The 21711-nt window shown below is 69.0% G+C and carries 15 protein-coding genes and 1 riboswitch; of the genes, 6 read left to right on the top strand and 9 right to left on the bottom strand.

The genetic code is table 11. The features are described 5' to 3' along the window. Positions 1–81 precede the first annotated feature (81 nt). Both HOV77_RS01795 and HOV77_RS01790 read right to left on the bottom strand, forming a co-directional pair. Entirely contained in the window at positions 82–1167 is a 1086-nt protein-coding gene (locus HOV77_RS01795) for a branched-chain amino acid aminotransferase (RefSeq protein ID WP_290856577.1), read from the bottom strand. Positions 1168–1332: 165 nt separating this feature from the next. Beyond that, positions 1333–2364 carry a 3-isopropylmalate dehydrogenase gene (locus HOV77_RS01790; protein WP_290856574.1) on the bottom strand — a complete coding sequence of 344 codons (1032 nt, stop codon included), beginning with the start codon at positions 2362–2364 and terminating at the stop codon, positions 1333–1335. A 287-nt stretch (positions 2365–2651) separates the two neighbouring features. Here HOV77_RS01790 and HOV77_RS01785 point away from each other — a divergent pair, with 287 nt between their 5' ends. Beyond that, positions 2652–3398: a hypothetical protein gene (locus HOV77_RS01785; RefSeq protein ID WP_290856572.1), complete on the top strand. Its 747-nt coding sequence runs from the start codon at positions 2652–2654 to the stop codon at positions 3396–3398. Continuing rightward, positions 3395–4252 (top strand): hypothetical protein, encoded by an 858-nt coding sequence (locus HOV77_RS01780; protein ID WP_290856570.1) that lies wholly within the window; start codon positions 3395–3397, stop codon positions 4250–4252. Before HOV77_RS01785 ends, HOV77_RS01780 begins: the two co-directional genes overlap by 4 nt. Before the next feature lie 523 nt (positions 4253–4775). Here the strand turns inward: HOV77_RS01780 and serA are convergent. The 6 genes from serA to HOV77_RS01750 all read right to left on the bottom strand — a co-directional run bounded on the left by serA (position 4776) and on the right by HOV77_RS01750 (position 14065). Beyond that, positions 4776–6374: a phosphoglycerate dehydrogenase gene (gene serA / locus HOV77_RS01775; RefSeq protein WP_290856567.1), complete on the bottom strand. Its 1599-nt coding sequence runs from the start codon at positions 6372–6374 to the stop codon at positions 4776–4778. A 267-nt stretch (positions 6375–6641) separates the two neighbouring features. Beyond that, entirely contained in the window at positions 6642–7931 is a 1290-nt protein-coding gene (gene mpgS / locus HOV77_RS01770) for a mannosyl-3-phosphoglycerate synthase (RefSeq protein WP_290856561.1), read from the bottom strand. 166 nt (positions 7932–8097) lie between these two features. Further along, a complete protein-coding gene (gene ilvC, locus HOV77_RS01765; RefSeq protein WP_290856559.1) occupies positions 8098–9108 on the bottom strand; it encodes a ketol-acid reductoisomerase in 1011 nt (336 codons plus the stop codon). A gap of 163 nt (positions 9109–9271) precedes the next feature. Continuing rightward, entirely contained in the window at positions 9272–9793 is a 522-nt protein-coding gene (gene ilvN, locus HOV77_RS01760; protein ID WP_253760931.1) for an acetolactate synthase small subunit, read from the bottom strand. Further along, a complete protein-coding gene (locus tag HOV77_RS01755; protein ID WP_290856555.1) occupies positions 9793–11613 on the bottom strand; it encodes an acetolactate synthase large subunit in 1821 nt (606 codons plus the stop codon). Before HOV77_RS01755 ends, ilvN begins: the two co-directional genes overlap by 1 nt. 142 nt (positions 11614–11755) lie before the next feature. Then, positions 11756–14065, bottom strand: coding sequence for a GGDEF domain-containing phosphodiesterase (locus HOV77_RS01750; protein ID WP_290856553.1), 2310 nt, complete (start codon positions 14063–14065; stop codon positions 11756–11758). Between the two features lie 152 nt (positions 14066–14217). On the opposite strand from HOV77_RS01750, the gene ilvD reads away from it, so the two are divergent. From ilvD to HOV77_RS01735, 3 genes are all read left to right on the top strand, one after another. Next, positions 14218–16065, top strand: a complete 1848-nt coding sequence (gene ilvD / locus HOV77_RS01745) for a dihydroxy-acid dehydratase (RefSeq protein ID WP_290856551.1) — start codon at positions 14218–14220, stop codon at positions 16063–16065. A gap of 102 nt (positions 16066–16167) precedes the next feature. After that, the gene (locus tag HOV77_RS01740) at positions 16168–16752 is read left to right on the top strand and encodes a thioredoxin family protein (protein ID WP_290856549.1); all 585 of its coding nucleotides are present in this window, start codon (positions 16168–16170) and stop codon (positions 16750–16752) included. Between the two features lie 64 nt (positions 16753–16816). Beyond that, a complete protein-coding gene (locus HOV77_RS01735; RefSeq protein WP_290856544.1) occupies positions 16817–18034 on the top strand; it encodes a bifunctional glycosyltransferase family 2/GtrA family protein in 1218 nt (405 codons plus the stop codon). Between the two features lie 166 nt (positions 18035–18200). On the opposite strand, the gene HOV77_RS01730 is transcribed toward HOV77_RS01735, so the two are convergent. Further along, positions 18201–20174 (bottom strand): cellulase family glycosylhydrolase, encoded by a 1974-nt coding sequence (locus tag HOV77_RS01730; protein WP_290856538.1) that lies wholly within the window; start codon positions 20172–20174, stop codon positions 18201–18203. A gap of 107 nt (positions 20175–20281) precedes the next feature. Then, positions 20282–20373, top strand: a riboswitch (ZMP/ZTP riboswitch). 28 nt (positions 20374–20401) lie between these two features. On the opposite strand from HOV77_RS01730, the gene glyA reads away from it, so the two are divergent. Next, the gene (glyA, locus tag HOV77_RS01725) at positions 20402–21667 is read left to right on the top strand and encodes a serine hydroxymethyltransferase (protein ID WP_290856535.1); all 1266 of its coding nucleotides are present in this window, start codon (positions 20402–20404) and stop codon (positions 21665–21667) included. Positions 21668–21711 lie beyond the last annotated feature (44 nt).

The raw sequence follows: 21711 nt of genomic DNA, 5'->3' as shown, positions 1-21711 counted from the left end.
GCGCTGTCACGCCTGTCCACATTCCACAAAAAATCCAGGGGTACGCGGGCTTTCTGCGTACCCCTGGATTTGGATCTGGATCTAGAGAATGCGCGTCGACCAGCCGTAGGGATCGGCGGATCGGCCCCACTGGATGTCGAGGATGCGCTTGCGCAGTTCGGCGGTGATCGGCCCGGTGCCGCCGTCGGCGATGGTGAAGTCGCCCTCCTCGGACCGGATGGTGCCGATCGGCGTGACCACGGCGGCCGTGCCGCACGCGAACGACTCCACCACGCGGCCGCTGAGCGCGCCCTCGCGCCACTCGTCCATGCTGATCGGGCGCTCCTCGATGACCCGGCCGTCGGCCTTGGCCAGCGTCACCAGCGAGTCACGGGTGATGCCGGGCAGGATCGTGCCGGTCAGCGGCGGCGTCACCAGCGTGCCGTCGTCGAGGACGAGGAAGACGTTCATGCCGCCCAGCTCGTCGACGTACTTGCGCTCGACTGCGTCCAGGAAGACGACCTGGTCGCAGCCCTTCTCCGCCGCCTCGACCATGGGCGCGAGCGAGGCCGCGTAGTTGCCGCCGCACTTGGCCGCGCCGGTGCCGCCAGGCGCGGCCCGGGTGTACTCGCTGGAGACCCACAGCGAGACCGGCTTCACGCCGCCCGTGAAGTACGCGCCGACCGGCGAGGCGATGACGCAGAAGATGTACTCCTTCGCCGGCCGCACGCCGAGGAAGACCTCACTGGCGATCTGGAACGGCCGCAGGTAGAGGCTGGCCTCCTCGGTGCCCGGAATCCAGTCGCGGTCGATCGTGACGAGCTCGCGGATCGCGCCGAGGAACAGCTCCGGCGGCAGCGGCGCCATCGCCATCCGCTGAGCCGAGTCGACGAACCGCGCGGCGTTGGCGTCCGCCCGGAACAGGCTCACGCCGCCGTCGGCGAGCTGATACGCCTTCAACCCCTCGAAGATCTCCTGTGCGTAATGGAGCACCGCCGTCGCGGGATCGAGCGGGAGCGGCCCGCGTGCCTCGACGCGCGCGTCGTACCAGCCCTTGCCCTCCGCGTACTTGATCATCACCATGTGGTCGGTGAATACCCGGCCGAAACCGGGATTGGCCAGAAGCGCCTCGCGCTCCGCCCGCGCGACCGGGTGGGGGTTGGGGTGGATCTCGAACAGGTCTCCCATGGCGGCGTGCCCTCCATCTGATGCCACTGGGGTGACGCGGCAGCGCTGCGCGGCGTCACCGTGGTCTGGCTGAAACTTACCTCTAACGGTCGTTCAACTGCAGACCCGGGCTGTGCCGGACATCGGGAGAAGTGCTCGTGCCCGGCCACGGCCGGGCCGTGGTTGCTACTGCGCGCCTACTACGGCGGCGGCTACTCGGTCCCCTACCTCGGCGGTCACGATCGCGGAACTGCCGCGCTGCGTGAGCTCCGCCGTCACCGCGTCGTTGATCTTCTGCGCCGCCTCGGGGTGACCGAGGTGGTCCAGGCACAAGGCCACCGACAAGATCGCGGCCACCGGGTCCGCGATCCCCTTGCCCGCGATGTCCGGCGCCGAGCCGTGGACCGGTTCGAACATCGACGGGTACGCCGAAGGCGGGTTGATGCAGCCGCTGGCCGCGAGACCGATGCCACCCGTCACCGCGGCGGCGATGTCGGTCAGGATGTCGCCGAACAGGTTGTCCGTCACGATCACGTCATAGCGCTGCGGGTTCGTCACCATGAACATCGAAGCGGCGTCGACGTGCTGGTACTCGGTGGCGACGTCCGGATACTCCGCCTTGACCGCGTCGAACGTACGCGCCCAGAGCCCACCCGCATGCGTCAGCACATTGGTCTTGTGAACCATGGTCACCTTGCGGCGCTCGCGTCGGGTGGCCCGGTCGAACGCGTCGCGGATGACGCGCTCGACGCCGTGCCGGGTGTTCAGGCTCTCCTCGGTCGCCACCTCGGCCGGCGTACCACGATGCATCGCACCGCCCGCGCCGGTGTAGAGCCCCTCGGTGCCCTCCCGGACGACGACGAAGTCGATCTCGCCCGGCTTCACCCCGGCCAGCGGACCGGCAGTGCCCGGCCACAGCCGGCTCGGCCGCAGGTTCACATACTGGTCGAAGTCGAACCGGAGCTTCAGCAGCAGTCCGCGCTCCAGTACGCCCGGCGGCACACTCGGATCGCCGACCGCGCCGAGCAGGATCGCGTCGTGCTGGGCCAGCTCGTCCTGGACGGTGGCCGGAAGCACCTCGCCGGTCCGGTGGTAACGTGCCGCGCCGAGGTCGTACTCAGTGGTCTCGACCGAAGGCACCAAGGCGCGCAGCACCTTGAGTCCCTCCGCGACCACCTCGGTCCCGATGCCGTCACCAGCCACGACTGCGATGCGCACGACGTCTCCACTCCGTTGGGTACGCTCGACTGTACGGGCCTTGTCCTATAGGGCGGTACTCGCGTCTCACTCTTTGATACTTGGTGCGCTGGGTTGCCTTCGTGATCGTCGGCTTCCGACATTCTTGGCCGTCCGCGCCGCCATGATCGTCGGCTTCCGACAATCGTGGGCGTATTCGTGCATTGATCGTCGGGAGCCGACGATCTTGCACCGGGCTGTTGTCGCGTACCCGACCGCACGATCACCCGGGTCACCGCTTCATGGCGAACATCTCTCACAATGTCGCCATGCCATCCCTCGATGCCCTCGATGAAGCGGTGCGGGCGTACCGGACGCTGGAACGTCGCCTTTCCATCGTCGCCGCGCTCGTCGTCGCGGGCTTCGTCCTGATGTGGTGGCTGGAGGCATCGCTTTACGTTGTGGTGCCCCTGCTGCTCGTGATCTTCGGGGCCGCCGTCGTGCACACCAAACGGCAGTCTGCCTTTCCCCGCGCGGTCGGGGCGCTGCATGAGCTCAGCTCGGACGGCCTCGCGGCGGCCGAACCGCGCGAGGTGCGTACTCGCTGGTGGCACATCGACAGTGCGTTTCCACTGATCTGGCTCACCTACGCTCTGGCGTACGCGTACCTCGACGGGCGCCGTCTGCACGTCGTGATCAGTGCGATCACGGTCGTGGTGATCGCCGTAATCGTCGGGGTCGAGGCGTACTACAACCCGTTCATGCCCCGCCGACCCGGAGTGGCGCTGCGGCTCACTCCGGACGGCGTCGAACTGCCCCACGCCCGGCTCACCCTCCGGTGGGCGGAGATCGACGCCGTCTGGCCGATTCCCGACTCGACCACGCCTCATCTGGGGCTCGCCTTCCACCTCGCCAAACCGGAAGTTACTCTGGTCAGCCGCAGGATGCGCCGCGCCGCCGCACGTAACGGAGGCTGCGTCTTCTTGCGGGCGAACTGGCTTCGGGCTCCCCTGGTGGATCTGCTCCAGACGGCACACGCTTTCAAGAGAGCATCGACTTCAGTGGGGGACAGATGACGCTGCGCTGGCGGGACCTTCCGCGTACCACCCGGGACGAGGTGCGGCGGCTGGCCGAGAACGGCTATCCGCATCCGGATCCGGCGATCCAGCGGGCTGCCGTGGACTGGGCCACCCGCGTACGCACGGTCACCCAGTGGTTCTCGGCAGCCATCGCGGTGTCGCTGATCTTGACTCTGTCGTACAGCCTGCTGACCCTGCTGGGACTCGTTCTGATCTTGTCAATGCTCTATTGGCAGCTCGCCGCCGTGCGGAACGCTGAGGGGGTCGAGCGGGCGAATCTCGAAGTGATGATCAACTCAGTGCCCCTTCCGGCAGCTGAGCCGTTCGCGGCGCGGCGGCGGTTCTTCTATCCCAGCCCCGACCTGACCGCACTCTTATGGGCCGGTGCATCCGTCGTCCTCACCATCTCGATCCAAGACATGATCAACCGGTTGCCGCTGGACGCCTTACCCGGCCGTCTCCTCGAAGCCATCCGCGTGACGGCCGTGGTGATCTGCCTTGTCCCGGGCCTGATCTGGCTCCTCGTCGCACTCTTGACCCACCGCGGGCGAGGCACCCTGGTCGGAATGGATGCCGATGGAGTGACTATTCCGCATCTCGGGCTTACCTTCGGCTGGGCCGACGTCGAACGGGTGGACTTCGGCTACGGAATGTCGCTGGCCTTCCGCCTTCGTGATGCCGACGGCGTACTCCGGCGGGCTCACCCGAAGCCGTGGCGTCGAATTCAGGCTCGTCACGTTCAGGGTGCGCTGGTCATCCCTGCGGTCCTGTTGCGGGAACCGATCGACAAGGTCGTGGCCCAGGCTCGGGCGCTGCACTCGGCATCCTTGGCGGGCACCGCGGCGCACTAGCGATTGTCCGCAGCGTTTGCTTGATCAAGTACCCGTCACCTGCGCTGAGTCGTTGATTTTCAAGATCAAGTTCCGCAGGTATGCGCCCAGAGTCCCGTTGGCGCATATGTCGGGAACATGATCGCCGTTTCGAGCTGAGAATCGCAGACCTAGGGCACTTGATCTTGCAGCGACAGCCGCTCCGGTAAGAGCCTGGGCCGCTACCCGACGACGATGTCGATCAGGCTCGCGCGGAGTCGATCAAGGCGCTGCGGACACGACACGCCGGACGACAACGACCGAAGGTTCATGATCGCGCGGAAAGGGCGGGCCAGCCGGGACGCCGCGGACAACGCGAGCCGACAGGGCGCCCGGGACCATAGGTTCATGATCAATGGGTGGATGCACCGATGGCCGGGACGCGGCAATCGTCCCGGCCATCGGTTCTGAGCTGAATGCGGGTCGCGTCACCCGAAGACGGACCCGAAGTCCACTGGGGACTTCAGCAGGTTAACGGGCCTCGCAACGCAAAGCAAGCATCCGGTCACTCTTCGGTGAGGTCGACGGCTGCCGCCGCGGTCGCACCGATGGACGCGGCGGCCTGCTGGAGCAGCTCCGCACCGACTCCACTGTCGACCGTCAGGGTCATCAGCGCCTCGCCACCGGCAGCCCGCCGGGCCACCTGCATCGAGGCGATGTTGACCCCCGCCTGGCCGAGGAAGGTGCCGATCGTGCCGACGATGCCCGGGCGGTCGGCGTACCGGAAGAACAGGAGCACGCCCTCGGCGTCGAGCTCGAGGTCGAAGTCGTCGACCGCGGTCAGCTTGACCTGATCGCGGAGACCGTTCGACACGACTGTGCCCGAGACGGTGACGACGCGACCGTTCGGCTTCGCTCCGCGTACCGTCACAAGATTCTTGTGACCCACGACCTCGGCCGAGGTGACCAGCTCGACCTCAACGCCGCGGTCGGCCGCCAGCAGCGGCGCGTTCACGTACGTGACCTGCTCTTCCACGACGGCGCCGAAGAGGCCCTTGGTCGCGGCGAGCTTGAGGACCGAGACGTCGTGGGCGACGATCTCGCCGTGGACCTCGACCGTGACGCTGGCGGCGACCCCACCCGCGACCGCGGTGAAGACCTTGCCGAGCTTCTCGGCGAGCGGCAGCAGCGGGCGCACCTCCTGGTCCACGACACCGCCGGCCTGCACGTTGACCGCGTCCGGGACGAACTCGCCCTGGAGCGCGAGCTTCACGCTCTTGGCGACCGCGAGGCCCGCCTTGTCCTGCGCCTCGACGGTCGATGCACCCAGGTGCGGCACCGCCACGACGTTGTCGAAGGCGAACAGCGGCGAGTCGGTGCACGGCTCCTTGGCGTAGACGTCGAGTCCCACGCCCGCAACCCGGCCGTCGGCGACCGCGTCGGCCAGGGCGGCCTCGTCGATCAGCCCGCCCCGTGCGGCGTTGACGATGCGTACGCCGGGCTTGACCAGCTTGAGCTCGTTGACGCCGATGAGACCCACCGTCTCCGGGGTCTTCACCGCGTGGATCGAGATGAAGTCGCTCTCCTGAAGCAGCTCCTCCAGCCCGACGAGCCGGATGCCGAGCTGAGCGGCGCGGGCCGGCTGGACATAGGGGTCGTACGCGATGAGCCGGGTGCCGAAGGCCGCCATCCGCTGAGCGAAGAGCACCCCGACGCGACCGAGCCCGACGACGCCGACGGTCTTGCCCTGCACCTCGACACCGGTGTACTTCGAACGCTTCCACTCGCCTTTCCGCAGGGACGCGTGCGCGGCGGCGGTGTGCCGGGCGACAGCGAGCAGCAGCGCTACGGCCTGCTCAGCGGTGGAGACGATGTTGGAGGTCGGCGCGTTGACGACCATGACGCCACGAGCGGTGGCGGCGGCGGTGTCGACGTTGTCGAGACCGACGCCGGCGCGGGCGACGACCTTGAGCCGGGATCCGGCGGCGATCGCCTCGGCGTCGATCTGGGTGGCGCTTCGGACGATCACGGCGTCGGCTTCGGCGAGCGCGGCCAGCAGGGCCGGGCGGTCGGTGCCATCGACGTGCCGGACGTCGAAGTCGTTGGCGAGAACGTCGAGGGCCGCGGGAGCGAGCTCTTCGGCGATGAGAACGACGGGAGTCACTGTTGCCTCACGGGATTCTTGTGATCCAGGCCGGACCGGCCAGGGCAGAAAAGAGAGAACCGGCCCGCGACATGACGTGTGATGGTGGCACGCCGCAGACGGCCGCTCCGGGTGGGGAGGACCGCCGGAACGCAACGCCGCGCTCGGGCTCTACCAGGCGAATCGTACGGCTTGCGAGGCATCCGCCGCTGGGCTGGCGCGGCGTGACGGTCATCACGTCACCCCCGACCCGGGACGCTATCGGGCGCGTCCCGGGCGGGCAACGGCCTATGCCAGCACCGTTGTCTCCCGAACCGTGTCTTGCATGACACTCCGCTCGATCGGCACGACCGTGCGCGGAGTCACAGCGGTCACCTTGTGACCGAACTGACGGAAAGACGTCGCTTCACCGGCGAGGACGTCGTAGAGGCGATCGAGGGCCAGCGTGCCCACCGGGGGGTAGACGCGCTCGCGCGGCGGCTCCTGGCCCGGCTCCAGCGCTCCCTGGAGGATCAGGAAGTCGAGGATCTCCGTACGCAGGGAGGGCGGGCAGACCGGGGAGTGGTAGAGCACGTTGAGCGCCTGGAAGCGCATCGACTGGACGTGCTCGTCGCCCTTGTTGTCGTGGAAGTGAGGGTTGCAGGTGCCGATCTGGAGCATCGGCACGCCGACGTCGTGCGGGACCGGGGAGGCGTCTGGCAGCACGCCGCCGAACTGCTCGAACAGCTCCACGAATTGGAACGGTTCGACGGCGAAGCCGCCGGCCATCCGCATCCGCAGGCCGAGTTCCAGGCTGAGCGCGTGTTCCCCGGCGTTGCCGGTGACGATCGCGTCGGTGCCGAACCCGGAGTACTCGGCGAGCAGCCGGTTGAGGAAGTCGTTGGTGACCTCCGACGTCCGGCCGCGCTTGCTGAAGAACAGCCGCCCGTCGCGTACCTTGGGCTTGGAGTCCCAGGCGATGCGGACCATCGAGTAAGGACTGTCGGCCAACGCGAGACCGGCCGCGTAGACCTTGCAGTACTCGTGGACCGATCCGGGGACGTAGTTGTCGGCGTCCACGTAGCCGATGTAGCGGCGGCCGCTCATCGCGGCCAGGGCCATGGCCAGGATCATCGCCTCGCCCTTGCCACCGCGTACGCCGCCGGTGGTCTCGTCGACGATCTCGGGCATGCCCGCCGCCTTCATGGCGGCGCCCACCCCGGGATCGCTCTGGTGCACTGCCAACGCCGGCCGATTGGCCAACCGGCAGTACTCCTCCAGCGAGCGCAGCTCGATGTCGTACCGGTCCACGGGGGTCCGGTCACTGTTCGAGACGAGGACGATCAGGCAGTCGTGCGGGATGCCCGCCAGAACTCCCTCGATCACCCGGCGCGGCTCGTTCATGCAGGGGACGACGATGACCATGTCGCGTTCGATCCCCCGGAGCGTGTCCCGGCCGACGACCCTGGTCGAGCCGTCCCCTTGGACCCGCTCGACCTCGTCGTCGGCCGCGGAGCCGTCGATCTCGACGACTCGCTGCAACGGGCTGATTCGGACGGCGCCGAACCGCTCCGTTCGGTACGAATACTCCAACCGCATGGCCGGACGATACCTGAACGGACGATAAAGCACCCACCCTTGAGGTTTCGCTTGACGCCAAGTGGATGAACACTCCGTGACGCAGACCGACAAAACGGGCCACGCCTGAGGGATCGCCCCGGCGTGGCCCGCTTCTTACCTGAAGGTTCCGGTGGTGCCGAAAAACTCAGGCGGTCTCGGTGATCGGCCGGTCGACCCAGCTCATCATTCCGCGCAGCTTCTTGCCGACCTCCTCGATCGGGTGGTCCGCGCCCTGCTGCTGCAGCTTGGTGAAGTTCGGGCGACCGGCGTCGTCCTCGGCGATCCACTCGCGGGCGAACTCGCCCGACTGGATCTCGCTCAGGATCTTGCGCATCTCGTCCTTGACGGCCGAGTTGATGACGCGCGGGCCCCGGGTGACGTCGCCGTACTCGGCGGTGTCGGAGACGCTGTAACGCATCCGGGCGATGCCGCCCTCGTACATCAGGTCCACGATGAGCTTCAGCTCGTGCAGGCACTCGAAGTACGCGATCTCGGGCGCGTAGCCAGCCTCGGTGAGCACCTCGAAGCCGGTCTGGACCAGGGCGGCCGTGCCGCCGCAGAGAACCGCCTGCTCGCCGAAGAGGTCGGTCTCGGTCTCCTCGGTGAAGGTGGTCTGGATGACGCCGGCGCGGGTGCCGCCGATGCCCTTGGCGTACGACAGGGCCAGCGCGAGCGCACCGCCCGTGGCGTCCTGCTCGACGGCGACCAGACACGGCACGCCCTTGCCGTCGACGTACTGCCGCCGGACCAGGTGCCCCGGGCCCTTCGGCGCGACCATCGCAACGTCGACGTCGGCGGGCGGCTTGATGAGGCCATAGCGGATGTTGAGGCCGTGACCGAAGAAGAGCGCCTTGCCGGCGGTCAGGTTCGGCTCGATGGCCTCGGCGTAGATCTTCCGCTGGGCGGTGTCCGGCGCGAGGATCATGATGACGTCGGCCTCGGCCGCCGCCTCGAACGGAGTGACGACCCGCAGACCCTGCTCCTCGGCCTTGGTCCGGCTCTTCGAGCCCTCAGGCAGGCCCACCCGGACGTCGACGCCCGAGTCCCGCAGCGACAGCGCGTGCGCGTGCCCCTGGCTGCCGTAGCCGATCACCGCGACCTTGCGGCCGGCGATCACCGAGAGGTCGGCGTCGTCGTCGTAGAAAACCTCGGTCACTTGAACTCTTCCTTCCTGGGCAAACCTTGCTCATCCTGCCGCCGGACCGTCACTGGCCCGTACGGTGGGACGGGACGTCTCAGTATTCAAGAACGGTTGACCATGAGGTCGGGGGTGCCGACACGCCGTCGACTGAGACCCTAGGTTCATGATCAACGGGGGGTTACGCGGCGGAGCGGAGGGCGGGGGCCGCGGTGATGGAACGCGAGCCGCGGCCGATGGCGACCCGGCCCGACTGCACCATCTCCTTGATCCCGAACGGCTCCAGGTCGCGCAGCAGCGCGTCGAGCTTCTCCGAGGTCCCGGTCGCCTCGATGGTCAGCGCGTCGGCCGCCACGTCCACGACGCGGGCCCGGAACAGCTGCACCGTCTCCAGCACCTGCGACCGGATCGGCCGATCCGCGCGCACCTTCACCAGCAGCAGTTCGCGCTGCACCGAGGCGGCCGGTTCGAGCTCCACGATCTTCAGCACGTTGATCAGCTTGTTGAGCTGCTTGGTGACCTGCTCCAACGGCTGCGTCTCGGCGTCCACCACGATGGTGATGCGGGAGATCTCCGGATGCTCGGTCTCCCCCACCGCCAGCGAGTCGATGTTGAATCCGCGCCGGGAGAACAGCCCCGAGACGCGGGCGAGCACGCCGGGCTTGTTCTCCACCAGAACCGACAGCGTGTGCTTCGTGGCCATCACAGGTCGTCCTCGTCGAAGATGGGGCGCACGCCCCGGGCGAACATGATCTCGTCGTTGCTGGTGCCGGCGGCCACCATCGGCCACACCATGGCGTCCTTGCCGACCACGAACTCCACCACGACGGGCGCGTCGTCGATCGCCATCGCGGCCTCGATCGTCTTGTCGACGTCGGCGGCTGTCTCGCAACGCATCCCGATGCAGCCCAGCGCCTCGGCGAGCTTCACGAAATCGGGGATGCGGTGCTTGTGCGTACCGAGGTCGGTGTTGGAGTAGCGCTCCCCGTAGAACAGCGTCTGCCACTGCCGGACCATGCCCAGGTTGCCGTTGTTGATCACGGCGATCTTGACCGGGATGCCTTCCAGGGCACAGGTCGCGAGCTCCTGGTTGGTCATCTGGAAGCAGCCGTCGCCGTCGATCGCCCAGACAACCGTCCCCGGCTGGCCGACCTTCGCGCCCATGGCGGCGGGGACGGCGTACCCCATCGTGCCGAGGCCGCCGGAGTTCAGCCAGGTGCCCGGCTTCTCGTACTTGATGAACTGGCTGGCCCACATCTGGTGCTGGCCGACGCCCGCGACGTAGATCGCGTCGGGTCCGGCGATCTCGCCGATGCGCTGGATGACGTACTGCGGGGCGAGGGTTCCGTCGGAGGGCTCCTCGTAGCCGAGTGGATACGTGGTGCGCATCTGGTCGAGCTGGCTCCACCACTCGGTCAACCGCTTGCGGCTCTGCTCGTCCTGCCCGGCCAGCGCCGTCAGCAGTTCCTCGATGACGTGCTTGGCGTCGCCGACGATCGGCACGTCCACCTGGCGGTTCTTGCCGATCTCGGCGGGGTCGATGTCGGCGTGGATGATCTGCGCGTCCGGCGCGAACGTCTCCAGCTTGCCGGTCACCCGGTCGTCGAACCGCGCGCCCAGGCAGATCAGCAGGTCCGACCGCTGCAAGGCGTACACCGCGCCGACGGTGCCGTGCATGCCGGGCATGCCCAGGTGCTGCGGGTGCGAGTCGGGGAACGCCCCGCGCGCCATCAGCGTGGTCACCACCGGCGCCCCGGTCAGCTCGGCCAACTCCTTCAGCGCATCGGTCGCCTGCGCCTTCAGCACGCCGCCGCCGACGTAGAGCACCGGGCGCTTGGCCTGGCTGATCAGCCGGGCCGCCTCGCGGATCTGCTTGCCGTGCGGGTGCAGGGTCGGCCGGTACCCCGGCAGGTCCAGGGTCGGCGGCCAGCTGAAGGTCGTCTGGTTGGTCAGGACGTCCTTGGGGATGTCGACCAGCACCGGGCCCGGTCGGCCGGTCGCGGCCAGGTGGAACGCCTCGGCCAGGATCCGCGGGATGTCCTCGCCCTCCTGGACCAGGAAGTTGTGCTTGGTGATCGGCAGCGTGATGCCCTGGATGTCGGCCTCCTGGAAGGCGTCCGACCCGATCGAGGGCCGCGCCACCTGGCCGGTGATCGCGACGATGGGCACCGAGTCCATGTACGCGTCGGCGATCGGCGTGACGAGGTTGGTCGCGCCGGGGCCGGAGGTCGCGATGCAGACGCCCACCTTGCCGGTGGCTTGTGCGTACCCGGTCGCCGCGTGACCCGCGCCCTGCTCGTGGCGGACGAGGATGTGCCGGACGGAGGAGTCGAAGATCGGGTCGTACGCCGGGAGGATGGCTCCGCCCGGAATCCCGAACATCACCTCTACCCCGAGCGCCTCCAGCGACTTGACCAGGCTCTGCGCGCCGGTCACCTGGATGGGTGCGGGCGGCGGCGGGGTGGCCGCCGTCCGATGGGCGGCGGCCCGCTGAGCGAGCGCCTCCGGTGTGGGTCTGGTCATCTTCTGCCTCTCGGTAACCCCAACGGCCGTCTGAACCCAACAAAAAAGCCCTCGTGCTGTATGCACGGGGCTAGCGCACTCTCGGTCTTGCTGAGAGTGCGCTCAGGTAAGTACTCGGGCGACGAGCCGGGTCGACATGGCGTCAACTCTTGCGCATCTCAGCGGCTGAGTCAACTTCTCCCAGCTTCTGGGACAACGGTGTCGGCTGTGCCGGCAGGATGGACGGCTGGGACGAGGCCAGCAGCGCTTCCATGTGCTCCGCCGGTACGCCCCAGCCGAAGAGGCTGCCCTGGCCGAATCGGCAACCGGCCCGTTCGACCGTGGCGCGCTGACCCTTGTCGGTGATCCCCTCGGCGATCACTTCCAAACCGAGCCGGTGCCCCATGCGTACCACCACATCCACCATCGGAGCGGGCTGCGACTCGCGGACGCCGGTGTCCCACACCAGGCTGTGGTCGATCTTGAGAATGTCGACTGGCAGGTGGCGCAGCTGCCCGAGCGACGAATAGCCGGAGCCGAAGTCGTCGAGCGCGATCCGCGCGCCCATGTCCCGCAGGGCCGCGAGCCGGGCCTTGAGCTCGTCGAGGTCGGTCGCGACGGCCTGCTCGGTGACCTCGAAGACGAGCCGCGACGCCGGTACGCGATGAGCCCGCAACACCTCGGTGACGCGCGTGACGTACTCCGCGGGATGCAGCTCACGCGGGGAGACGTTGACCGAGACCCAGACGTCGTGACCGTCGGCGAGCCAGCGGGACAGCTGCCGGCAGGCCTCGTTGAGGACCCAGGTGCCGAGCTGGACGATCTGCCCGGAGTCCTCGGCGATCGGGATGAACTCGTCGGGCCGGACCGTGCCGAGCTCGGGATGATGCCACCGCATCAACGCCTCGGCCCCGGTCGGGCGCATCGACGGCAACGCCACCACCGGCTGGAACACCACGCGCAGCTCGTCGCGCTCGATCGCACCCCGCAGCTCGTGCTCGACCGTCGTACGCCGCCGCAGCCATTCGTCGTACTCCTGCGAGTACTCCTCGACCCGGTTCTTGCCGCGCTGCTTGGCGAACCGCAGCGCGAGATCGGCGTTCCGCATGAGCATCGGTACGCTGTCGGCTTCCTTGCAGCCCGCGAGCCCGATGCTGGCCGACAGGTACACCATCCCCTGACGGGCCTGATACGGCCGGCACAGTACGCCGAGCAGCCGTTCGGCGACGAGCATCGCCTCGGCCGGACGGGCCCACATGAGCACCGCGAACTCGTCGCCGCCGAGCCGGGCCGCCACGTCGCCGGGCCGCAGGTTGAGCCGCAGCCGCTGGCCGACCTCGACCAGCACGTCGTCGCCGACGTCGTGACCGCGCATGTCGTTGACGTTCTTGAAGCCGTCCAGGTCGATAGCCAACAGCGTGCACGGCGGGCCGCCGACGGCGTCCTCGAACAGCGTCCGCAGCAGACCGCGGCGGTTGCTCAGCCCGGTCAGCGGATCGGTGTGGGCCAGCTCGCGGAAGTGGCGCTCGCTGTCGGCCAGACGGGTGGCGTACCGCTTGACGTCGAGGTAGCCGAGTTGCTGCCGGGCCACCAGCAGAAGCCCGACGATCATGCCCGCGACGATGGTCGGGAGGTCGAGCGTCCCCTCGTTCCGGGAGGCCTGATAGGTGGTGGCCACGAGAATGGCGAACACCGGCGTCAGCGCGGTGAGCAGCCCGGAGGTCGGGGCTGGGAGCTCCAACTCGGCCCGCACCTCACGCCAGCGCGGCCGGTACGCCATCAGCCCGACGCCGAGCGGCAGCAGACCGCCGCCGACGAGGATCATCCAGCTCAAGCCGTAGCAGATCCCGGTGCCGAGTGCGGTCTCGGCGACGACGGCGAGCGCGGCGCCGACGGCTGCCCGCGCGATCGGCCGGCGGGGCGGCTGGACCCGGGTGGACAGCGTCAGGGCCAGTCCGGCCGTCAACGGCGTCAGCACGGCGGCGACCGCGATCGGTACGCAGCCACCCCGGCTGGGCAGCGGGAACAGGGCCGAGTGCGGATTGACCACGAGCACCCAGCCGCAGATGAACAAGGCAGCGCCGATGGTCAGCCCGTCGAGCAGGTGCCTCGTGCGTACGCCCGGGGTGTCGCCGATGCCCGGCAGCCGGAGCAGGCCCCAGCCGAGAATGGGCGCGCCCAGGATGGCGCCGAGCGCGATCAACCCGCCGAGCATCATGCGTCCGTGCCGATCGTCCTGCCAGCCGTCGGCCAGGAAGGCGAGCGCGGCGACGGTTGCGAGGAGCGGCCCGGCCAGGACCACCACGACCCCGACGGCGAGTAGCCGGGGGCCGCGGGAGGACCGGCCGCTGGCGCGGGCCGCCCGCCACAGGGACCAGGCACCCGGCAGCGCTACGAAGGCGCTCACCGTGGCCGCGAGCGCCAGCGGCCGCTCCAGCGGAGCGGCTGTCGGCAGTCCCGAGGGGAGGAGCACCATTCCACTCTGCCGTACCGAAAAGATCCTTTCCGCACCCGCTGTGCGATTCGGCGCTAACAATTCGGCGTTCGAGGGACGGGTTCCCGACAGATGGACCGGGGTGGGTACGCGACGAGCCGTTCCGGATCTGCGGTGGCAGACTTTGCGGCATGGTTGAGCTGCGGTCGAGGACCTCCACGCACGGCCGGACTATGGCGGGCGCCCGGGCGCTGTGGCGCGCCACCGGCATGACCGACGACGATTTCGGCAAGCCGATCGTCGCCATCGCCAACAGCTACACCCAGTTCGTACCGGGTCACGTCCACCTCAAGGACCTCGGCGGCCTCGTCGCCGACGCCGTGGCCGCGGCCGGTGGCGTGGGCCGCGAGTTCAACACCATCGCGGTCGACGACGGCATCGCGATGGGCCACGCCGGCATGCTCTACTCGCTGCCCAGCCGCGAGTTGATCGCCGACGCCGTCGAGTACATGGTGCAGGCGCACTGCGCCGACGCGCTGGTCTGCATCTCCAACTGCGACAAGATCACGCCGGGCATGCTGCTCGCCGCGCTGCGGCTGAACATCCCGACCGTCTTCGTCTCCGGCGGCCCGATGGAGGCCGGCAAGACGGTGGCGATCGAGGGGGTCGTCCACGAGAAGCTCGACCTGATCGACGCGATGGTGGCCGCCTCCAACGACTCCGTCAGCCAGGCCGATCTCGACCGGATCGAGCGGTCGGCCTGCCCGACCTGCGGATCCTGCTCCGGCATGTTCACCGCGAACTCGATGAACTGCCTGACCGAGGCGATCGGCCTGGCCCTGCCGGGCAACGGGTCCACCCTGGCCACCCACGCCGCCCGTAAGGAGCTGTTCGAGCGGGCGGGTTCGCTGATCGTCGACCTGTGCAAGCGCTACTACGACGGCGACGACGCCTCGGTGCTCCCGCGGGCGATCGCCACCCGTGAGGCGTTCGAGAACGCGGTGGCGCTCGACGTCGCGATGGGCGGCTCGACCAACACCGTGCTGCACCTGCTGGCCGCGGCCCGGGAGGCCGAGCTGGACTTCGGCGTCGCCGACATCGACGCCGTCTCGCGCCGGGTCCCGTGCGTGGCCAAGGTCGCGCCGAACTCGCCGAAGTACCACATGGAAGACGTCCACCGCGCGGGCGGCATCCCCGCCATCCTCGGTGAACTCGACCGTGGCGGGATGCTGCACCGCGACGTCCACTCCGTGCACTCCCCCGACCTGACGTCGTGGCTGACCGAATGGGACATCCGCAGCGGCTCGCCGTCCGACGCGGCCGTCGAACTGTTCCACGCCGCCCCCGGCGGTGTGCGGACGACCGAGCCGTTCTCGACGCAGAACCGGTGGGCCACACTGGACACCGACGCGGCGGGCGGCTGCATCCGCTCGGTCGAGCACGCGTACACCGCCGACGGCGGGCTCGCGGTGCTCCACGGCAACCTCGCCGAGGACGGCTGCGTGGTCAAGACCGCGGGCGTGCCCGAGGAGGTCTGGCGGTTCAGCGGACCGGCCAAGGTGTTCGAATCCCAGGACGACGCCGTCACCGGCATCCTCGCCGGTGACATCGTCGCGGGCGACGTCGTGGTGATCCGCTACGAAGGCCCCAAGGGCGGCCCGGGCATGCAGGAGATGCTCTACCCGACCTCGTTCCTCAAGGGCCGGGGCCTGGGCAAGAGCTGCGCGCTGATCACCGACGGCCGGTTCTCCGGCGGCACCAGCGGGCTGTCCATCGGGCACATCTCCCCCGAGGCGGCCGGGGGCGGGCTCATCGCCCTGGTCGAGCCCGGCGACATCATCAGCATCGACATCCCGGCGCGCAGCCTCGTCCTGGAGGTGCCGCAGGACGTCCTCGACGCCCGGCGGGTCGCCCAGGACAAGCGCGACAAGCCCTACACCCCGGCCGATCGGGTCCGCCCGATCAGTGCGGCGCTGCGGGCGTACGCGTCGATGACCACCAGTGCGAGCGACGGGGCTTATCGCCGCGTCCCCGACTAAGGCCCTTTCCACGCAGATCAGGGATATGCAGCCTTCCCCGCCTCGGGAACCATGCATATCCCTGATCTGCATGGACGGAGCGGGCGGGATACGTTGGGGCACATGGCCGTCAACTCCTTCATGGTGGAGCTGGGCACCCCCGCGCCCGCCTTCACCCTGCCCTCCGCTGCGACCGGCGTACCGGTCTCCCTCGACGACTATCGGGAGTCCCCGGCGCTGCTCGTGGCGTTCCTGTCCAACCACTGCCCGTACGTGCGGCACATCGAGGCGGCGCTCGGCGAGCTGACCACCCGGTACGCCAAGCTCGGCCTGGCGACCGTGGCGATCAGCGCCAACGACGTCGAGAACTATCCCGACGACGCCCCGGCCAAGCTCGTCGAGCAGACCGAACGGGCCGCCTTCGGGTTCGCGTACCTGCATGACGAGAGCCAGCAGGTGGCGAGCGCTTATCGGGCGGCGTGCACGCCGGATCTGTTCCTCTACGGCCCGGCCGACGCCGACGGGAACCGGCCGTTGGCGTACCGGGGGCAGTTCGACGACTCGCGGCCCAAGAACGGTTCGGTCGCGACCGGGGAGTCGCTGGCCGCCGCGGTCGACGCCGTGCTCGCGGGCGAATCGGTGCCTGAGCCGCACTGGCCGAGCACGGGCTGCTCGATCAAGTGGAAGCCGGGCAACGAGCCCGTCTAGGTTCACAGGTGGCGTCCAGGCCAGGCCGATCCGGCGCTGATCGGGCCCGGCCAGCCTGGACGTCATGACAGCCCCGACCCTTGCCACCGGCCTCGCGCGCCCCGCCGACCAGCGGGACCTCGTCCTCGACGTGGTCATTCCGGTCTACAACGAGGAGACCGACCTCGGGCCGAGCGTCCGGCGGCTGCACGCGTACCTCACTCAGCACCTGCCCTACAGCTTCCGGATCACGATCGCCGACAACGCGTCCGTCGACGCCACGCCGCAGGTCGCCGCCGGGCTCGCGGCCAGTCTCTCGCATACCCGAGTGGTACGCCTGGAGCAGAAGGGCCGGGGCCGTGCCCTGCGTCAGGTCTGGTCCACCTCGGACGCCGCGGTGCTGGCGTACATGGACGTGGATCTGTCCACCGATCTGGCGGCGTTGCTGCCGCTGATCGCGCCGTTGATCACGGGTCACTCCGACGTGGCGATCGGCAGCCGGCTGGCCCGGCAGTCCCGGGTGGTCCGCGGAGCCAAGCGGGAAGTGATCTCCCGGGGTTACAACCTGCTGTTGCGCGGAACCCTGGCCGCGTCGTTCTCCGATGCCCAATGCGGGTTCAAGGCGATCCGGGCCGACGTCGCCCGAGAGCTGTTGCCGCTGGTCGAGGACACCGGCTGGTTCTTCGACACCGAGCTGCTCGTCCTCGCGCAGAACGCCGGGATGCGCATCCACGAGGTGCCGGTCGACTGGGTGGACGATCCGGACAGCCGGGTCGACATCGTCGCGACGATCAAGGCAGACCTGCGCGGCATCGCCCGCGTTGGACGCAACCTGCTCACCGGCGCGCTTCCGTTGGCGCACCTGCGCGAACGACTCGGCCGCGGTCGGCGGGACGCCGAGACCACCCTGCTCGGGCAGCTCATCCGGTTCGGCGGCGTCGGCGTCGCCAGCACCTTGGCGTACCTGCTGCTCTATGCAGCGTTCGCACCGGGGTTGGGCGCTCAGGGGGCGAATCTGCTCGCACTGCTCCTCACGGCGGTGGCGAACACCGCGGCGAACCGGCGGCTGACTTTCGGCGTACGCGGATCGGCGGACGCCTTGCGCCACCAGGCTCAAGGGCTGCTGATCTTCGGGCTGGGACTGGTCCTCACGAGCGGGTCGCTGGCAGTGCTCCACGCCGTCACCAGTACGCCGGCCCGCCCGGTCGAGATGGCCGCGCTCGTCGTGGCGAACCTGCTGGCGACGCTGCTCCGCTTCGTGCTGATGCGCGCCTGGGTCTTCCGTCCCGCCACGGCCCACTGACGCCTACGCCGCCTCGCGGACGCCCACGCCGAATCGCGCCGGATCAGGGTTCCGCGTCGAATCTTGCGCCAAGATTCGACCGAGAACCCTGATCCAGCGCGGCCTGACGAAGCGCCGGCCGGGCGGCTCCCACTCCTACGCCGGCCGGCGCCGCTGCGGAGCCCGGCTACTCGGCCCGAACGTCGTCCAGGTCGAAGTCGCCCGAGCTGAGGTAGATCAGGACGCCGTGCACCTCGCCCAGCGCGGTCTGATCGCACGACACTCCGTTGAACAGGTCGATCTCGATCGTGGCCGAGCTGCCCTGCGGCACCCAGATCCAGGAGCCCTGGCACCACGCCCAGCCGGAGCCGACCTGCAACGCCACCGTCGTCGAGGTACCGGCCGACGCCCCGGCGCGGACGTCGTACTTCAGAGTGGCTTTGCCCGCGAGGTTCAGCGGCTGGGCCGGGGTGAACCCGAACCACCCGCCGTCGGCGGCCGCCACGTGCAACCCGTACGCACCGTCGGTGTGGAAGTCGGCGGTCTGTGCAACGGTTCCGGCGTTCGCCTGCCAGCTTCCCGGCGCCCATCCGTCCACTCCGGACTCCCACGACTCGATCAGGATCGCTGCCGTCGGATCGGGTTTGACGGTCACCACCAGGTCGGCCACGTTCGAGCGGCGACCGGCCGCATCGCGTACCACATAGTGCGCAGTCGCCTTGCCCACGAACCCAGACGTCGGCACGAAGCTCACGTCGCCGGAGGCCGCGGTGAAGACGCCACCGGCGATCGTGACCGAGCCCTGGACCCCGGCCACGTCGGGCTGGAGATCGAGCGACGCGGGCCGCAGATACGTCCGGTACGCCACATCGTTGGCCAGCGGGTGCAGCCCGATCGGGGTGTCGAACTCGGTGACGGCGGTGTCGTGGTCGGCCACCGGCGGACGGCTGCTCTGCCCGTGGACGAGTTCGTCGCCGCCGTTGGCGATGGTGGTGCAGACGGGGCTCGGGCAGTAGACGGTGAACCCGTCGTAGTCGGGGTAGAGCGCCCCGTCGTCCTGCGAGCCGGACAGTATCCAGTAGAGGAAGCCGTTGCCGCCGTTGGCGCGGATCGTGTCCGTCCACTCGCGATAGACGGGGTTGCGGGTGGCCTTGTCCTTGTAGCCGAACTCGCCGAGCATCACCGCCTTGCCGAGGCTGTGCGCGGTGGTGATGTGGTCTTCGATCCACTGCGTGCCCCACGACGCCGTCTTGCCCCAGCCGTCCGGATAGAGGTGGAAGGACATCACGTCGACGGCGGGTAGCGCGGTGAGGGCGGCGCTGTCGGTGCCCGGCCCGCAGTTGGTGGTCCAGTCGTCGGTGCCGAGGTTGTCGCAGGTAAAGCCCTCTTCGCCGACGCTGACGAGGTGCTTGCGGTCGATCGACTTCACGTGCCGGGTCATCTCGTCGGCCCACGCGGTGATCGTCTCGGGGTGCTGCATCCCGCAGGCGTCGGAAGCCGGGTACCCGCCCGAGCCCTGACACCGGGGCTCGTTCGCCAGCTCCCAGGTCATGACGGTCGGGTCGTCCTTGTACGCCACCCCGGTCAGCGGGTTGACGCGGTTCAGCACGTGGCTGATCCAGTCCTTGAACCAGCCTTTGATCCGGGCGTCGGTGTAGAAGTCGTCGTGGTGTGACAAGCCGGCCCAGCGGACGTACTGATCCATCCCGCCGAAGTCGCTCCAGTTGTTCGTGAAGGCGAGGACGAGCTTGATCCCGCTCTGTCGCGCGCGATAGAGCACGTAGTCGAGGCGCTGCAAGCCGTCCGCCCCGTCGTTGTACGCGGGCGCGCCGGTCGCCGGATCCCAGTACTGGAGGTACACGCCGTTGGCCTTGCCGGCGACCGAATCGCTGCCGTCGGCGTTGCCGATGTCCAGCCACGCCCACGTACGCAGCACGGTGAACCCGGCGGCGTGCGCGTCGGCGAAGACGTCGTCGGCCATCGCCGGAGATTGGTACATGAGGTAGTAGTTGTTGCTGCCGTAGAACTTGAACGGCTTGCCGTTCAGCTTCAGCTGAGTCCCCTGACGGGTGACATAACCGGAGTCTGCGGCGGCCGCCGGAGTGACCGGCAGTACGACGGCGAGGCAGGCCGCGAGCAGCAGGCAGAAGCGCCGGAGCATGGGCGTACTCCTAGAGGCGATGGATGTCCGTGTGAGAGCGCCATCACATCACTGAACCGGTTAAGTGTCAACACTCCGATAGCCCCCGGACCGAGGTGGCCTAAACTTCGACAGGTCGCGACTGGCGCCGAACTTCGGGTGGAGAACCACCGGGGAGCGATCCGATCGGCCACATGCACCGTGCGCCTGGGTGCCGGCCGGGTTACGTCTGCCAGGAGGTTGACCCCATGCACGAGCCGAAGATCTCCCACCTCGCGGCCGAGGATCCCGCTCTCGCCGACTTGATCGAGGCCGAAGCCCAGCGCCAGCACGACAAGTTGCGGATGATCGCGTCCGAGAACTACGTCTCCTCCGCCGTGCTCGAGGCGACCGGCACGGTGCTGACCAACAAGTACTCCGAGGGCTACGCCGGGAAGCGGTACTACGAGGGCCAGCAGCTCATCGACCCGATCGAGAGCCTCGCCGTCGAGCGCGCCAAGGCCGTCTTCGGCGCCGAGCACGCCAACGTGCAGCCGTACTCCGGCTCCCCGGCCAACCTCGCGATCTACCTCGCCTTCCTGCAGCCCGGCGACACCGTGATGAGCATGTCGCTGGCCCACGGCGGCCACCTCACCCACGGCTCGCCCGTCTCGATCACGGGCAAGTGGTTCCGCCCGGTCCACTACGGCGTGGAGCCCGAGACCGGTCGCGTCGACATGACCAAGGTCCGCGAGCTGGCCCTGGCCGAGCGGCCGAAGCTGATCATCGCGGGCGGCACCGCCATTCCGCGTACCATCGACTTCCCGGCGTTCGCCGAGATCGCCCGCGAGGTCGGCGCGATCCTGATGGCCGACATCGCGCACATCGCCGGCCTGGTCGCGGGCGGGGCGCACCCGTCGCCGATCGGCCTCGCCGACGTCGTCACCACCACCACGCACAAGACCCTGCGGGGCCCGCGCGGCGCGATGATCATGGCCAAGGCCGAGCACGCCACCGTCGTGGACAAGGCCGTCTTCCCCGGTCTGCAGGGCGGCCCGCACAACCACACCACCGCGGGCATCGCCGTCGCGCTCAACGAGGCGGCCCAGCCGTCCTTCAAGGAGTACGCCCACCAGATCGTCGCGAACGCGTCGGCCCTGGCGGCAGCGCTCAACGAGCGTGGCTTCGACCTGGTCTCCGGCGGCACCGACAACCACCTGATCCTGATCGACCTGACCAGCAAGGGCATCCCCGGCAAGCCGGCCGCCAAGGCGCTGGACGCGGCCGGGATCGAGCTGAACTTCAACGGCGTACCGTTCGACACCCGCCGCCCGTTCGACCCGTCCGGCATCCGGCTGGGCACCGCCGCGCTCACTACCCGCGGCCTCACCGAGGCGCAGATGCCGCAGGTCGCCGAGTGGATGGACCAGACGGTCACGGCCGCCGTCAAGGAGGACACCGCCGCCCTCGACCGGATCGCCGGCGAGGTACGCGACCTGCTCGCGGCGCACCCGATGCCGGGCTTCACCGCTTAGACCGTTCCTGCAGATCACGGTTACGCATGCCTCCCGCAGCCGGT

The organism is Hamadaea sp. (assembly GCF_013362815.1).
Taxonomy (GTDB): domain Bacteria; phylum Actinomycetota; class Actinomycetes; order Mycobacteriales; family Micromonosporaceae; genus Hamadaea.
The sequence above is the reverse complement of the archived record's forward strand: the minus strand, read 5'-3'. Positions and strand labels throughout refer to the sequence as shown.

Coding starts and splice junctions, on each gene's coding strand:
- HOV77_RS01785 (WP_290856572.1), top strand. CDS start 2,652: ATGCCATCCCTCGATGCCCTCGATGAAGCGGTGCGGGCGTACCGGACG.
- HOV77_RS01755 (WP_290856555.1), bottom strand. CDS start 11,613: ATGACCAGACCCACACCGGAGGCGCTCGCTCAGCGGGCCGCCGCCCAT.
- HOV77_RS01780 (WP_290856570.1), top strand. CDS start 3,395: ATGACGCTGCGCTGGCGGGACCTTCCGCGTACCACCCGGGACGAGGTG.
- HOV77_RS01735 (WP_290856544.1), top strand. CDS start 16,817: ATGACAGCCCCGACCCTTGCCACCGGCCTCGCGCGCCCCGCCGACCAG.
- ilvD (WP_290856551.1), top strand. CDS start 14,218: ATGGTTGAGCTGCGGTCGAGGACCTCCACGCACGGCCGGACTATGGCG.
- mpgS (WP_290856561.1), bottom strand. CDS start 7,931: ATGCGGTTGGAGTATTCGTACCGAACGGAGCGGTTCGGCGCCGTCCGA.
- ilvN (WP_253760931.1), bottom strand. CDS start 9,793: ATGGCCACGAAGCACACGCTGTCGGTTCTGGTGGAGAACAAGCCCGGC.
- HOV77_RS01730 (WP_290856538.1), bottom strand. CDS start 20,174: ATGCTCCGGCGCTTCTGCCTGCTGCTCGCGGCCTGCCTCGCCGTCGTA.
- HOV77_RS01795 (WP_290856577.1), bottom strand. CDS start 1,167: ATGGGAGACCTGTTCGAGATCCACCCCAACCCCCACCCGGTCGCGCGG.
- HOV77_RS01740 (WP_290856549.1), top strand. CDS start 16,168: ATGGCCGTCAACTCCTTCATGGTGGAGCTGGGCACCCCCGCGCCCGCC.
- glyA (WP_290856535.1), top strand. CDS start 20,402: ATGCACGAGCCGAAGATCTCCCACCTCGCGGCCGAGGATCCCGCTCTC.